The organism is Kocuria sp. SM24M-10 (assembly GCF_001027955.1).
Taxonomy (GTDB): Bacteria; Actinomycetota; Actinomycetes; order Actinomycetales; family Micrococcaceae; genus Kocuria; species Kocuria oceani.
In genome coordinates, this window is the sequence record NZ_LDNX01000094.1 from 24,587 (window position 1) to 38,886 (window position 14,300).

The following is a 14,300-nucleotide window of genomic DNA, read 5'->3' on the forward strand; positions in this document are numbered from 1 at the left end:
CCGCAGGGACCACGCGCGAGGCGGCGCTCGGCGGGCGCCGCCGTGGCCGCGACCGTGCACCGCCGGGGCCCGTGCGGCACGGGGGCGGATCCGCCGCCGGGCACGGCCGGCCGTGCCCGGCGGCGCGGCGTGGCGGGTCCGAGGGGGCCGGTACGGTGGGTCCATGTCCTCGCCCTCACGCCCTGCCGAGCCCACCGACCAGCCTCCCCTGTTCGACGCCGCGCCGCTGCGCGCCCCGGCGACGGTGCCCTCGGCGGCCGGCGCCGACGCGGAGCAGGACGTCCTGTTCGAGCTCGACCCTCCGCCGGTCGCGCCCGGCGCCGCCCCGGCGTGGACCGAGGGTCCGCGGGCGGCCTTCGACCTGGAGACGACCGGACGGGACCCGCACACCGCCCGCATCGTCACGGCGTCCGTCGTGCGCACCGACGCCTCCGGCACGGTGACGGACCAGTGGGAGTGGCTGGCGGACCCGGGGGTGGAGATCCCGGAGGAGGCGGCGGCCGTGCACGGGGTGAGCACCGAGCAGGCCCGCGCCGAGGGCCGGCCGGCGGCCGACGTGGTCACGGAGATCGCCGGGGTCCTGGCCGAGCTGTTCGCGGCCGGGACGCCCGTGCTGGTGTTCAACGCCTCCTACGACTTCACGGTCCTCGCCCACGAGGGGCGCCGGCACGGTGTCGAGGTGCCGCAGCCGTTCCCGGTGCTCGACCCCTACGTCCTGAACAAGCAGGTGCACCGGTACCGGCGCGGCAAGCGCACCCTCGGGGCGCTGTGCGAGGAGTACGGGGTCGAGCTCACCGCCGCGCACACCTCGGCGGCGGACTCGGTGGCCACCGAGCGGCTCGCGGTGCTGATGGCGCGGCGGTTCCGCGAGCTCGTGCGCCCGGCCGCCGAGCTCCACGAGGACCAGGTGGGCTGGGCGGCGGAGCAGGCCGCGAGCCTGCAGGAGTACTTCCGGCGCACCCGGCCCGACGCCGTGGTGGACGGCGCCTGGCCGCTGCGCCGCCCCGAGGACGCCTGAGCGTCCCCGGCGCGGTCCTCGCTCAGGCGGCCGGCCGGGCCTCGGCGGCGGCCCGCGCGGCCGCGGGCAGGGCGGAGACGATCCGGTCCATGGCGGCGTCGTCGTGGGCGGCGGAGAGGAACCACGCCTCGAACACGGACGGGGGCAGGTACACGCCCTGGTCCAGCATCGCGTGGAAGAAGGCCGGGTAGCGGAACGTCTCCTGCGCCCTGGCCTGCGCGTAGTCGCGCACGCCCGTGGCCGCGGTGCCGAAGGACACCGAGAACAGGTTGCCCGCCGACTGGATCGAGTGGTCCACCCCGGCCTCGTCCAGCGCGGCGCGCACGGCCTCCTGCAGCTGGGCCGACCGGCGGTCGACGGTCTGGTAGGCGATCCGGTCCGCGGTGCGAAGCGTCGCCGCGCCCGCGGCCATCGCCACCGGGTTCCCGGACAGCGTGCCCGCCTGGTAGACGGGACCCAGCGGCGCCAGGTGGTTCATCACCTGGGCGCGGCCGCCCACCGCGGCCGCGGGCAGCCCGCCGCCGATGACCTTGCCGAACATGAACAGGTCCGGCTCCCAGCCGTCCTCGCCGGCCGCGGTGAGGCCCCAGTATCCGGCCTCGTGCACACGGAAGCCGGTCAGCACCTCGTCGAAGATCATCAGCGCGCCGTGCTCGCGCGTGAGCCGGCGCAGCCCCGCGTTGAAGCCCTCGAGGGGCGTCACGACGCCCATGTTGGCGGGTGCGCCCTCGGTGATGACGGCCGCGATCCGGCCGGGATGGGCGGCGAAGGCCTCCTCCACGGCGGCGAGGTCGTTGTAGGGCAGCACGAGGGTCTCGGCGGCGGTGGCCGCGGTGACCCCGGCCGAGCCGGGCAGCGCCAGGGTCGCGACGCCGGAGCCCGCCTCGGAGAGCAGGGAGTCCACGTGGCCGTGGTAGCAGCCGGCGAACTTCACGATCAGGTCCCGGCCGGTCACGCCGCGCGCCAGGCGGATCGCGGTCATGGCCGCCTCGGTGCCGGTGGAGACCATGCGCAGCTCGTCGATCGCGCCGATCCGGTCGACGACCAGCTCGGCGAGCTCGGTCTCGCCGCGGGTGGTCGCCCCGAAGGACAGGCCCCGCTCCACGGCCTCGTGCACGGCCTCGATGACCGCGGGGTGGGAGTGGCCGATGAGGGCCGGCCCCCACGAGCTGACGAGGTCGACGTACTCGCGGCCGTCGACGTCGGTGAGGTACGGGCCCTTGGCGGCGGTGATGAACGGCGGGGTGCCGCCCACGGAGGCGAAGGCGCGCACCGGCGAGTTGACCCCGCCGGGCATGACCTTGCGGGCTCGGTCGAAGAGTTCCTGGGAAACGCTCATGGGTTCTGTCTGCTTCCTTTCGCCGGGGGTGCCGGCTCGGGGGAGGATGGGGTTCAGGAGAGGCCGTTCTCCTCGCGGAACCAATCCGCGAGCTCGACGGCGAAGTAGGTCAGCACGGAGTCGGCCCCCGCGCGGCGGATGGAGAGCACGGACTCCTGGACGGCGGCCCGCCGGTCGATCCACCCGTTGGCCGCGGCGGCCTCGATCATGGCGTACTCCCCGGAGATCTGGTACGCGGAGACGGGCACCGGGGAGACCTCGGCGACGTCGCGCAGGATGTCGAGGTAGCTCATGGCAGGTTTGACCATGACCATGTCGGCGCCCTCGTCCAGGTCCAGCTGCAGCTCGTGCAGCGCCTCGCGCCGGTTGGCGGGGTCCATCTGGTAGGTGCGCCGGTCGCCCTGCAGCTGCGAGTCCACCGCCTCCCGGAAGGGGCCGTAGAACGCCGAGGAGTACTTCGCGGAGTAGGCCAGGACGGCCACGTCGGGCCGGCCCGCCTCGTCGAGGGCGGTACGGATCACCCCGACCTGGCCGTCCATCATGCCGGAGGGGCCGAGCACGTGGGCGCCCGCCTCGGCCTGCGCCACGGCCATCCGGCCGTAGATCTCCAGGGTCGCGTCGTTGTCCACGGTCCCGTCCTCGGCCAGGACGCCACAGTGCCCGTGGTCGGTGAACTCGTCGAGGCACAGGTCTGCCATGACCACGGTGTCGTCGCCGACCTCGGCGCGCACGGCGCGCAGGGCACGGTTCAGGACGCCCTCGGGGTCGCACCCCGCGCTGCCCCGGGCGTCCCGCTGCGCGGGCACGCCGAAGAGCATGATCCCGCCCAGTCCCTTGGCCGCGACCTCGGCCGCGGCGCGGCGGAGCGAGTCCATGGAGTGCTGGACGACGCCCGGCATGGAGCCGAGCGGGGCGGGCTCGGTGAGTCCCTCCCGCACGAACACCGGGAGGATGAGGTCGGACGGGTGCACCCGGGTCTGGGCGGCCAGGCGCCGGACGGCGGGTGTGGTGCGCAGCCGGCGGGGCCGGGACACGAGGTCGTAGCGCGGGGTTCGGTCGGTCACGGGAGTCGTCTCCTCGGTCGGGGATGTCGTCGGTGTCGTCGGTGCCGGGCGCCGCGGCCCGCCGGGGTCCGCGAGGGCGCGGGCGAGGGCGGCGCGGACCGCCTCCGGGGTGGGACGGTCCGCCGCGTGGGCGGTCAGGCCGCGGTCGGCGGCCGCCTGCCGGGTCGGTTCGCCGATGGCCACGAGCGCGGTGCCCGCCAGCACGGCGGGGTCCTCGCCCACCAGCTCGGCGAGGTGGGAGGGCGCGGTGAGCACCACTGCGTCGGCCTCGCCGGCGGCCAGGGCCGCCAGCAGCCCGGCCCGGTCCAGCGTCGGCACGGCGGCGGCGTCCGCCGCCGTCTCCGGCACGAGGGGCTCCGGGGCCGGCCACGGGACCGTGTCGTAGGCCGTGGCCGTGAGGACACGGTACCCCTTCGCGGCGAGGCCCGCCTCGAGGGTCGGCCGGGCCCGGCCGGAGAGGGGCAGCAGCACGGTGCCGGGGGCCGCTTCGACCGGCCAGTCCGCGAGCAGCCCCGCGGCCGAGTGCGCCGTGCCGGGGACGAGGTCCGGGGCCAGCCCCGCGTCCGCGAGGGCGGCGGCCGTGGCGTCCCCCACCGCCGCCACGCGCAGTCCCGCGCTCCGGGCCGCGGCCAGCCGCGCGCCGAGCCCGGGCGGGCCGGAGGCCCCGGTGACGGCCTGCAGGGCGCGCACGGTGTTGACCGAGGTCACCGCCAGCCAGGTGCGCCCCGCGGGACCGGGCGCCGCCGCGCGGTCCAGCAGCGCGGACAGCGCCGCGGTGTCCGCCGGCAGGGTCGGCTCGAGCAGCGGCGCGAGCCGGACGCGGACCCCGTCCGCGCGCAGCAGCGCCACGAGTTCCCGGGCCCGCCCGGCGGAGCGCGTGACGACGACCCGGGCCCCGCGCAGGGCACCGGAGCGGTCGTCGTGGCCGGGGCGCGGCACGGGTCTCAGAGCGTCAACCGGGCCAGCCGGCCGGCGCCGTCGGCGAGCAGCTCGTCGGCCAGCCGGGTGCCGAGGTCCCGGGCGGCGTCGACGGTGCGCTCCCGGGTGCTGCCGCCGCGGCGCAGCACCCGGCTGCCGTCCGGGTCGGCCACGACCACGTCGAGCACCAGCTCGTCGCCCCGGATCCTCCCGTAGGTGCCGACAGGGGCGGCGCACCCGGCCTCGAGACGGGTCAGCAGCGCCCGCTCGGCGGTCACGGCGAGCCGCGTCTCCAGGTGGTCCACCGCGGCCAGGGCGGTGGCCAGCGGAGCGTCCCCGGCGGCGTCCTCGGTCCGGCACTCCAGGGCCAGCGCGCCCTGGCCCGGTGCCGGGAGCATCACGGACGGGTCGATCAGCTCGGTGATCGCGTCCTGCCGGCCCAGCCGGTGCAGCCCCGAGGCGGCGAGGACCACCGCGTCGAGGTCGCCGGGGGCCACACGCGCCAGACGGGTGCCGACGTTGCCGCGGATGTCCACGATCTCCAGGTCCGGGCGGGCGGCGCGCACCTGCGCCGCCCGCCGCGGCGAGCCCGTGCCGACCTTCGCCCCGGCCGGCAGCTGCGCCAGGGTGAGCCCGTCGCGGGCGCACAGGGCGTCGCGGGGGTCCTCCCGCTCCGGCACCGCGGCCACCTCGAGACCGGGCACGGGGGTGGTGGGCAGGTCCTTGAGCGAGTGCACGGCCAGGTCCACCGAGCCGGCCAGCAGCGCCGCGCGCAGCGCCGTGGCGAAGACCCCGGTGCCGCCCATCTGGGAGAGCGGGCCGGTCAGGACGTCACCCTCCGTGCGGATCGTGACGAGCTCCGGCTCGAGTCCGCCCGCGGCCGCCACGGCGTGCGCGGCCGTGCCGGTCTGGGTCAGGGCCAGCTGGGAGCCGCGGGTCCCGACCCGGAGGACGGGCCGGTCCGCGGCGGTCTCGGCCGTCACGCGTACCGCACCTCCCCGGACTCGTCGAGATCGACGGGGATCGGGTCGCCCTCGGGACGCTGGGCGATGGTCGGGCGCGGGCCGGCGGCGCCCCGCAGCACCTTGACGCAGCAGTCCGGGGCGCAGTCGTCGAACCACGTGCCCTGGGCGCACGCGGAGACCCGCGGCGGCGCGGCGCGGCCGGCGACCCGCTGCTCGACGAGGTCGGCCAGCCCGGACACGAAGGCCGGGTGCGTGCCGGCGGTGGGGGTGCGGACGGCCGGCAGGCCCAGCCGCTCACAGGTCTCGAGGGCCTCCGTGTCGAGGTCCCACTTGACCTCCATGTGGTCGGAGACGAAGCCCAGCGGCACCAGCACCGCACCGGCGACCCCGCGCCCGGCGACCTCCTCGAGGGCGTCGTTGACGTCCGGCTCGAGCCACGGCACCTGCGGGGGCCCGGAGCGGGACTGGTAGACGAGGTCCCAGGTGTGGTCCCCCAGCTCCTCCGGCCCCACGCGCTCGAGCACGGTGCGGGCGACGGCGAGGTGCTGCGCCACGTAGGCGGAGTTCTCCTCGAAGTCCATCCGCGCCGGCCCGGACGCCTCGGCGTCGGTGGTCGGGATGGAGTGGGTGCAGAACAGGATCGCGATCCGTCCGCCCTCGGCGCCCAGCCGCTCCCGGACCTGTGCGAGGCCGTCCCGGAGGCCTTCGACGAAGGGCTGCACGAACCCCTCGGAGTCGTAGTACTGGTGCACCTTGTCGATGTGCATCTCGTCCCGCAGGCCGAGCTCTTCGAGCGCGACGCCGTAGTCCTCGCGGTACTGCCGGCACCCGGAGTAGCTGGAATACGCGCTCGTGGCCAGCACCAGCAGCCGGCGCATGCCCCGGGCGTGGCACTCCCGCACCACGTCTGCCACGTAGGGCGCCCAGTTGCGGTTGGCCCAGAGCACGGGCACGTGCATCCCCCGGCCCAGCAGCTCCGCCTCGAGGGCGGAGCGCAGCGCGCGGTTCTGGGCGTTGATGGGGCTCACGCCGCCGTTGGCCCGGTAGTGGGTGGCGACCTCCTCGAGCCGCTCGTCGGGGATGCCGCGGCCCTTCGTGACGTTGCGCAGGAAGGGCAGGACGTCGTCCTGGCCCTCGGGGCCCCCGAAGGAGGAGAGGATGACGGCGTCGTAGTCCTCGGGCGGGTGGGCCCGGGCGCGGGAGAGGTCGTTCTCGGCGGTCATCGCAGCACCTCCGCGATCTCCTCGGTGCCGATCCGGCGACCGGTGTAGAAGGGCGTCTCCTCGCGCACGTGCAGCCGGGCCTCCGTGTTCCGGAAGGCCCGCATCACGTCCACGAGGTCCACGAGCTCGGGCGCCTCCAGGGCCAGCAGCCACTCGAAGTCGTTGAGCCCGAAGCAGGCGATGGTGTTGGCCAGCACCTGGGGGTAGTCCCGGGCGGCCATGCCGTGGTTGCGCAGCATCTCGCCGCGGCGCTGGGGGTTCATGTAGTACCACTCGTAGGAGCGCACGAACGGGTAGACGCACACCCACTGCTCGGCCGGGACTCCACGGGCGAAGGACGGGGAGTGGTTGCGGGTGAACTCGGCGTCCCGGTGGACGCCCATCGCGTTCCAGACCTGGGCGGTGCCCGCGAGCAGGCCCGTGCGGCGCAGCCGGCGGACCGCCGCCTGCAGCGCCTGGGGGTCCTCGCCGTGCAGCCAGGTCAGGACGTCGGCGTCCTCGCGCATGCCGGAGACGTCGTAGACCCCGCGCAGCGTCACGCCCTCGGCGGACAGCTGCCCGACGACGCCGTCGAACTCCGCGGCGGCCCCGTCGGAACCGGCGGAGGCTCCGCCGGAGGGCCCAGCGGGCCGGGCGAACACGGTCCAGACGGCCCAGTGGAGCTGCTCCGCACCCCCGTCCTGCGCCTGTTCGGGCTCGGCGGCGGGTCGGCCGTCGTGCGACTGCGGCCTGGTGTCGTGGCTCAAGGATCAGTCCTTTCGTCGGGTGGGGTCGGTGTCGGTCCGGGCGGGTCCGGACCCGGGCGGCGCGGCGGCCTCCGGGACGCCGGCCTCGGCGAGGAGCGCGCGGACCTGGGAGCGGGTGTCGGCGACGACGGAGGCGAGTCCCGTGCCGGCCAGCCAGCCGCCGACGGCGACGGCGTCAGGCAGCTGCGCCAGCGCCCGGCGGAACTCCGTCACGCGGCGGGCGTGGCCGACCCCCGCGCGGGGCAGCGCCGAGCGCCAGCGCACGATGTCCGCGCCGACCAGCTGCGCCGGGCGCAGGGGCACCCCCATCAGGGTCGAGGCGTCGGAGAGCGCCAGCCGGATCAGCTGCTCGTCGGGCAGGGCGACCTCGGGGGGCACCGCGGAGGCGTCGGGCTGGGCGCGGCCGTAGGACAGGCGCAGCACGTGCCGGCCCGGGCCGGCGGCCTCCCGCAGCCAGTCCCACTTGGCACTGGCGTGGGTCAGGGCCTTCGCGCGCACCGCGCGGGCGTCCTCGCTGACGAGCAGGCCCGTGCCCCGGGGCGCGCCGTCCAGGCGCGGCTCGTCCACCACGAGGGTGGCGAGGGCCACCTGGGGGCCCGGTTCCGGGGTGAACCGCTGGAGCTCGTGGCGGTGTCCGGCCAGGAGCCGGACGGCGGTGGCGCCGTCCGTGGCCACGACCAGCAGCTCGCCGCGGGCCACAGCGGTCTTCTCGCCGCGGCGGGGCTGGCGCTGGATGACCATCCAGCCCTCGCGCCGGGGGTCGCGGTCCAGGGCGATGACGTCGTAGTCGGTGACCAGCTTCACGCCCGCGCGCTCGAGCTCGCGCACGAGCGCCTCGGACAGGGCGTTCATCCCGCCGCGCAGCCCGGCCACGTTCGCCCCCGCGGGCGCGGCGCGGCGCAGGGCCCCCGCCGCGGCGCCGAGGGAGCCGTGCTCGCGCAGGGCCCGGCGCAGGCCGGGCGCCACCGCGTCGACGTCGAGATCGTCGGGGTGGGCGGAGTGCACGCCCGTGGTGAACGGGGCGACGAGACGCTCCAGCACCCGGTCCCCCATCCGCGCCCGGACGAGACCGCCCAGGGAGTGCTCGGTCGTGCCGACGAAGGCGGGCAGCCGGCGGTCGAGGCCGGCCCGGAGCATGCCCGCGCGGCCGAGGGCCGCCCGCAGCCGCGGGGCGGTCGGGTCGGCGGGAATGCCGAGGATCCCGGAGTCGGGCGCCGGGACGGCACCCTCGGGCAGGAACAGCCAGGAGCCGCCCCGGCGGGGCTGCACCACGCGCTCGCCCAGCCCGAGCTCCTCCAGGAGGTCCGGCACCGCCCGGGAGCGCGTCGCGAAGGACTCCGCGCCGGAGTCCATGACGAGACCGGCGACCTGGTGGGCGCCGACGGCGCCGCCCAGGTGGTCCTCGGCCTCGACCAGCGTGACGCGCAGCCCTCGCGCGGCGAGGTCGTGGGCGGCCACCAGACCGGAGACGCCCCCGCCGACCACGAGGGCGGAGCGGGGCGGTGCCGTCCGTCCGGCGGGGCGGGGGCTCACGGTGTGCCCTCGCGCGGGGCCCGCTCCACCGGCTGGTCGTGGACGAAGCCCACGAGATCGGTCAGCACCCGGGGATCGGTCCCGGGCGGGACGCCGTGGCCGAGGTTCACGACGTGGCCGGGCGCCCGGTCCCCGCCGCGCAGGACCTCGCGCACGTGCTCGGTCAGCACCGGCCACGGGGCCGCGAGCAGGGCGGGGTCGATGTTGCCCTGGAGCACCGTGCGGCCGCCGAGCCGGCGGTTGGCCTCCTCGAGGGGCAGCCGGTAGTCGACGCCGACGGCGTCCGCCCCGGCGTCGCGCATGGCCGAGAGCAGCTCGCCGGTGCCGGTCCCGAAGTGGACGCGGGGCACGGCGAGGTCGGCCACGGCCCCGAGCGCGGCCGTCGAGTGCTCCAGCACGTGCGCCCGGTAGTCGGCCAGCGAGAGGGAGCCCGCCCAGGAGTCGAACAGCTGCACGGCCGAGGCGCCCGCCTCGACCTGGGCGCGCAGGAACGCCCCGGAGGTCCGGGCGGCCCACTCGGCCAGCGCCCGCCACGCGGCGGGGTCGGCGTGCATCATCGTGCGCGGCAGGAGGTGGTCCCGCGAGGGCCCGCCCTCCACCATGTAGGCGGCCACGGTGAAGGGGGCGCCGGCGAAGCCGATCAGCGGGGTGGCGCCGAGCTCCGCGACGGTGCGGGCGACGGCCTCCCGGACGGGGTCCAGGGCGGCGTCCGCCAGCTCCGGGAGCGCGACGACGTCCGCGGCGGTGCGGACGGGGTGCTCCAGGACGGGACCGCGACCGGGGACGATCTCGACGTCCACGCCGGCCACGCGCATGGGCACGACGATGTCGGAGAAGAAGATGGCGGCGTCCACGTCGTGGCGGCGCACCGGCTGGAGCGTGATCTCGGCGGCCATCGCCGGGTCGAGGCAGGCGTCGAGCATCGCGGTGCCCTGGCGCAGGCTGCGGTACTCCGGCAGCGAGCGGCCGGCCTGCCGCATGAACCACACCGGGCGGCGGTCGGGCGTGCGGCCGGTGAGCGCCTGCAGCAGCGGCGCGTCCATCGTCCCGGCGGCGCGCAGCGGGTGGCGCTCCGGCAGCGCCCCGAGCGATCCGGTCAGGCGGTCGAACGCCGCCGAGGGGTGGGTGCCGCCCGTGGGATGCCCGGGAACGGCTGCGGTCGACGTGTCCGGCGTGCTCGCCGTCTCAGGGGTGGTAGGCATAGTGCCTCCATTGTGCCAAGGAACACCGACGTCGTTTGCCGACGCAGCGTCACCGCCGGGGGTGAGCGGCCTCTCACGCGTCACCGGGGCACGCAATCGCGGTGACCGTCTAGTATGAATGGACTGTGGTCCTCTTCGCACTCGTCGCCTCCCACCAGAACGTCGATCTGAACACCGTTGCGCGTCTCAGCACCGGTGCCCTCGGCCTGTCCGAGGAGATGGTCGGCTCCGGCCGGCTCCAGGGGGCCGTCACCCTGTCCACGTGCAACCGGCTCGAGCTCTACGGCGAGCTCGAGCCCGCGCCGGGCGCCTCCCCGCGGGCCGCCCTGGACGAGGTCCTCTCCGAGCTCGCCGAGCAGATCGGCTACCGCTCCGGGCTGGATCCGGAGTTCGTCACCGGCTCGCTGCGGGTCTTCACCGACTCGGGCGCCGCGCGCCACCTCTTCACGGTCGTCTCGGGACTGGAGTCCGCCGTCGTGGGCGAGCGCGAGATCACCGGGCAGGTCCGGCGGGCGCTCAACGACGCCCAGCAGGCGGGGACCGTCTCGGGCCGGCTCCTGCGCCTGTTCGAGGCGGCCGCGCGCACGGCGCGGAAGATCGGCACGCAGACCGCGCTGGGTGAGAGGGGCCGGTCGATCGTCTCCGTGGCCCTGGACCTGGCCGACGACGTCACGGCCGGCACCTGGGCCTCGCGCCGGGCCCTCGTGTTCGGCACCGGCGCCTATGCCGGGGCGACCATGGCCGCCCTGCGCGACCGCGGCTGCGCCGACATCGAGGTGTTCTCCGGGTCCGGCCGCGCCGAGCAGTTCACGCAGAACCGCGGCGGGACCCCGGTGGAGCCCGCGGGGCTGCCCGCCGCCCTGGAGCGCGCCGACGTGGTGATCGGCTGCAGCGGCGGCTCCTCCCCCATGGGTGCCTCCGCGCTCCCCGCCGGACCGCGCACCGTCGTCGACCTGGCGCTCACCCGCGACTTCGACCCGGCCGTGGCGGACCTGCCGGGCGTGGACCTGATCACCCTCGAGTCGGTGCGCCTGGCCGCCCCCGAGGAGACCCGGGAGTCGGTCGAGGCCGCGACCGGGATCGTGGAGCACGCCGCCCAGGAGTTCGCCGCGAGCCAGGACGGACGGGACATGGACGCCGCGATCGTCGCGCTGCGCCGGCACACCATGGCCGTGCTGGACGCCGAGCTCGAGAAGGTCACGTCCCACCACGGCTGCACGGCCGCGAAGGAGCAGATCGAGCTGGCGATGCGCCGCATGGTCCGCTCCCTGCTGCACACCCCGACCGTGCGCGCCCGGGAGCTCGCCGCGCAGGGCCGGCAGGACGAGTACATCACCGGCCTGGAGGCCCTGTACGGCATCGAGGTCCCCGCCGCCCCGGCCGAGCGGACCGCATCCCCGGCCCCCGCTCCGGCCGCGGAGATCGACCACCGTCCGAAGGCGGCAGGGTAGGGCAGCATTTCGTGCGGCCGGCTCCGCCGGCCGGTTGAGGAGGAACGGTTCATGACTGAGACCAGGAGAGGCCGCCCCGCGCGCCTGCCGCGGGAGGCGCGCCGCCGGCAGCTGCTGGAGACGGCACTGACCGTGTTCTCCTCCAACGGCTACCACGGGTCGTCGATGGACGACATCGCGGACGCCGCCCAGGTGAGCAAACCGGTGCTGTACCAGCACTTCCCCGGCAAGCGCGAGCTGTACCTGGCGCTCGTCGACTACTACCTCCAGGAGCTCTCGGAAGCCCTCGTCGCCGCGCTGCGGGGCAGCGAGGTCAACCGCGAGCGGGTGGAGTCCATGCTGGACGTCTACTTCGGGTTCGTGGAGGCCAATCCGGAGGCCCACCGGCTGATCTTCGAGTCGGACCTGCTCGCGGATCCCGAGGTCGCCGAGCGGTTCGAGAACTTCCACCTGACGGTGGCCGACGCGATCGCCACGGTGCTCGGGCCCAACGCGGGGCTCAGCCACCCGCACGCGGTGCTCGTCTCCCGGTCCCTGACCGGCATGGCGCAGACCGCGGCGGTGCACTGGATCCGCAACCCGGGCACCGGCGGGCGGGCCGAGGCCCAGCGGCAGATCTTCCGTTTAGCTTGGGGCGGAATCTCGGTGCTCGACGAGGACTGGGAGTAGGCCCCTCCCTAGACTGACCGGGACGCACCCGCAGCCCCGCTTTCGAGGAGGACCCATGGAGATCAAGATCGGTGTTCAGCACGTCGCGAGGGAGATCGTCGTCGACTCCGCGCTCGAGGCGCAGGAAGCCGTCGAGCAGATCACCGCGGCCATCTCCTCCGGGACCCCGCTGACCCTCACGGACGCCAAGGGCAACGTGACCGTCGTCCCCGCGAACGTCATCGGCTACGCCGCCGTCGGCGCCGAGCAGAAGCGGCCCGTGGGGTTCATGCCCTTCACCAAGGACGACTGAGCGCCCGCCCGCCGAGCACGGCGGACCCCGGCCCGGCGACCGCACGGAGTGTGCGCGGTCGCCGGGCTACACTGTTAAGCGCACTGGATGACCGGTCGTACCCGCGATCCCACGAACGACAGACACCTTCTCGCCCCCGTTCCCGGCGACCAGGCCCCGCACGGCGGCCGCGCACGGGACCGGAGCCGGGTCCCACGATCCCGTGGCGCGCCCGGTCGGGGCGGCGCACGCTCGCGATCGGCTTCCACCCACCGCACGCCCCCGGCGGCCGCCACCACGGCGGCCCCAGGCCGGACCCCGGTCCGCGCCCCTGGCGCGGGCGTGCCCGAACGAAGGAACCCGCATCGTGACCGAAGACACCACCGACCGCAGCACCGACCACATCACCGACACCGTCCCCGAGGACCTCGCGGCCGGCGGGGCGGCGCCGGCCGGCACCCCCGACGTCGTCGTGGAGACCGACGAGCACCCCCAGCCGCTGCCGCAGGGCTTCGGCGAGTTCGGGGTGCGCCAGGACATCGTGGACTCCCTCGCCGCCGAAGGCATCGTCCACCCCTTCCCCATCCAGGCCATGACCCTGCCGGTGGCCCTGTCCGGGCAGGACATCATCGGCCAGGCGAAGACCGGCACCGGCAAGACCCTGGGCTTCGGCATCCCCGTGGTGCAGCGCGTGGTGGGCCGCGGCGACGCCGGCTGGGAGCAGCTGAAGAAGCCGGGCGCCCCGCAGGCCCTCATCGTGGTGCCCACGCGCGAGCTGGCCGTCCAGGTCGGGCAGGACCTCTCGACCGCCGCGCGGACCCGGGACGCCCGGGTCGCCACGATCTACGGCGGCCGGGCCTACGAACCCCAGATCGAGGAGCTGCAGCGCGGCGTCGAGGTGGTCGTGGGCACCCCGGGCCGGCTCATCGACCTCAACCGGCAGCGCCACCTCGACCTCTCCGCGGTGCGTGCCGTGGTGCTCGACGAGGCCGACGAGATGCTGGACCTGGGCTTCCTGCCCGACGTCGAGAAGCTGCTCGCGGCGGTGCCCGAGGTCCGCCAGACCATGCTCTTCTCCGCGACGATGCCCGGTCCCGTGGTGGCCATGGCCCGGCGCTACATGACCAAGCCCATGCACATCCGGGCCGCCGCTCCGGACGAGGGCGCCACCAAGAAGGACATCCGGCAGGTCGTCTACCGGGCCCACCAGCTCGACAAGGACGAGGTCGTGGCCCGGATCCTGCAGGCCGAGGGCCGCGGGCGCACGATCGTCTTCACGAAGACCAAGCGCGCCGCCGCCAAGCTGGCGGACGAGCTGATCTCCCGCGGCTTCGCCGCCGCACCGCTGCACGGCGACCTCGGGCAGGGGGCGCGCGAGCAGGCCCTGCGGGCCTTCCGCAACAACAAGGTCGACGTGCTCGTGGCCACCGACGTCGCCGCCCGCGGCATCGACGTCGAGGACGTCACCCACGTCATCAACTTCCAGTGCCCCGAGGACGAGAAGACCTACCTGCACCGCACGGGGCGCACCGGGCGCGCCGGCAACAAGGGCACCGCCGTCACGTTCGTGGACTGGGACGACGTGCCCCGCTGGCGGCTCATCGACAAGGCCCTCGAGCTGGGCATCCCCGAGCCGCGGGAGACCTACTCCTCCTCGGAGCACCTGTACGAGGACCTGGGCATCCCGAAGGGCACCAAAGGCCGGCTGCCCCGCTCCAAGCGCACCCACGCCGGGCTGGACGCCGAGGTGCTCGAGGACCTCGGCGAGCCGGGCGGGCGCAAGTCCGGCCCCCGCGGCGAGGGCCGGGGCGGGCGCTCCCGCGACCGAGACGCGACCCGCTCCGGCGGCGGGCCCCGCCGGGGCCAGGGCCGCCGGGAGGACCGCGGCGATGACCGCGGCG

12 protein-coding genes and 1 pseudogene are annotated in these 14,300 nt (G+C 75.7%); 5 read left to right on the forward strand and 8 right to left on the reverse strand.

The features are described 5' to 3' along the window. The first annotated feature begins 163 nt into the window (after positions 1-163). Positions 164-1,018, forward strand: a complete 855-nt coding sequence (locus ABL57_RS10725) for a 3'-5' exonuclease (protein ID WP_082157387.1) — start codon at positions 164-166, stop codon at positions 1,016-1,018. A 22-nt stretch (positions 1,019-1,040) separates the two neighbouring features. Here the strand turns inward: ABL57_RS10725 and hemL are convergent, their stop codons facing one another. From hemL to hemE, 8 genes and pseudogenes are all read right to left on the reverse strand, one after another. Beyond that, positions 1,041-2,357 (reverse strand): glutamate-1-semialdehyde 2,1-aminomutase, encoded by a 1,317-nt coding sequence (hemL, locus tag ABL57_RS10730; protein WP_047803462.1) that lies wholly within the window; start codon positions 2,355-2,357, stop codon positions 1,041-1,043. A 53-nt stretch (positions 2,358-2,410) separates the two neighbouring features. Then, entirely contained in the window at positions 2,411-3,421 is a 1,011-nt protein-coding gene (gene hemB / locus ABL57_RS23055; protein WP_047803478.1) for a porphobilinogen synthase, read from the reverse strand. 111 nt (positions 3,422-3,532) lie between these two features. After that, positions 3,533-4,360: pseudogene (locus ABL57_RS23060) on the reverse strand (uroporphyrinogen-III synthase); the annotation flags it as partial. Positions 4,361-4,365: 5 nt separating this feature from the next. Next, positions 4,366-5,322: a hydroxymethylbilane synthase gene (gene hemC, locus ABL57_RS10740; protein WP_047803463.1), complete on the reverse strand. Its 957-nt coding sequence runs from the start codon at positions 5,320-5,322 to the stop codon at positions 4,366-4,368. Continuing rightward, entirely contained in the window at positions 5,319-6,527 is a 1,209-nt protein-coding gene (locus ABL57_RS10745) for a ferrochelatase (protein WP_047803464.1), read from the reverse strand. Before ABL57_RS10745 ends, hemC begins: the two co-directional genes overlap by 4 nt. Next, positions 6,524-7,273, reverse strand: coding sequence for a hydrogen peroxide-dependent heme synthase (hemQ, locus tag ABL57_RS10750; protein ID WP_047803465.1), 750 nt, complete (start codon positions 7,271-7,273; stop codon positions 6,524-6,526). The genes ABL57_RS10745 and hemQ overlap by 4 nt, the downstream gene beginning before the upstream one ends. Positions 7,274-7,276: 3 nt before the next feature. Beyond that, positions 7,277-8,806, reverse strand: a complete 1,530-nt coding sequence (hemG, locus tag ABL57_RS10755; RefSeq protein ID WP_047803466.1) for a protoporphyrinogen oxidase — start codon at positions 8,804-8,806, stop codon at positions 7,277-7,279. Then, positions 8,803-10,008: a uroporphyrinogen decarboxylase gene (hemE, locus tag ABL57_RS10760; protein WP_047803467.1), complete on the reverse strand. Its 1,206-nt coding sequence runs from the start codon at positions 10,006-10,008 to the stop codon at positions 8,803-8,805. The genes hemG and hemE overlap by 4 nt, the downstream gene beginning before the upstream one ends. Positions 10,009-10,133: 125 nt before the next feature. Between hemE and ABL57_RS10765 the strand changes: the two genes are divergently transcribed. The 4 genes from ABL57_RS10765 to ABL57_RS10780 all read left to right on the forward strand — a co-directional run. Further along, positions 10,134-11,459, forward strand: a complete 1,326-nt coding sequence (locus ABL57_RS10765; RefSeq protein ID WP_047803468.1) for a glutamyl-tRNA reductase — start codon at positions 10,134-10,136, stop codon at positions 11,457-11,459. 51 nt (positions 11,460-11,510) lie between these two features. Continuing rightward, a complete protein-coding gene (locus ABL57_RS10770; RefSeq protein WP_047803469.1) occupies positions 11,511-12,128 on the forward strand; it encodes a TetR/AcrR family transcriptional regulator in 618 nt (205 codons plus the stop codon). 55 nt (positions 12,129-12,183) lie between these two features. Further along, complete coding sequence (locus tag ABL57_RS10775) at positions 12,184-12,420, forward strand: DUF3107 domain-containing protein (RefSeq protein WP_047803470.1); 237 nt, start codon at positions 12,184-12,186, stop codon at positions 12,418-12,420. 343 nt (positions 12,421-12,763) lie between these two features. Beyond that, positions 12,764-14,300, forward strand: a 1,537-nt coding sequence (locus tag ABL57_RS10780) for a DEAD/DEAH box helicase (protein ID WP_371212480.1), incomplete at its 3' end; no start/stop codon positions are given.

Coding starts and splice junctions, on each gene's coding strand:
- ABL57_RS10725 (WP_082157387.1), top strand. CDS start 164: ATGTCCTCGCCCTCACGCCCTGCCGAGCCCACCGACCAGCCTCCCCTG.
- hemL (WP_047803462.1), bottom strand. CDS start 2,357: ATGAGCGTTTCCCAGGAACTCTTCGACCGAGCCCGCAAGGTCATGCCC.
- ABL57_RS10745 (WP_047803464.1), bottom strand. CDS start 6,527: ATGACCGCCGAGAACGACCTCTCCCGCGCCCGGGCCCACCCGCCCGAG.
- hemE (WP_047803467.1), bottom strand. CDS start 10,008: ATGCCTACCACCCCTGAGACGGCGAGCACGCCGGACACGTCGACCGCA.
- ABL57_RS10770 (WP_047803469.1), top strand. CDS start 11,511: ATGACTGAGACCAGGAGAGGCCGCCCCGCGCGCCTGCCGCGGGAGGCG.
- ABL57_RS10775 (WP_047803470.1), top strand. CDS start 12,184: ATGGAGATCAAGATCGGTGTTCAGCACGTCGCGAGGGAGATCGTCGTC.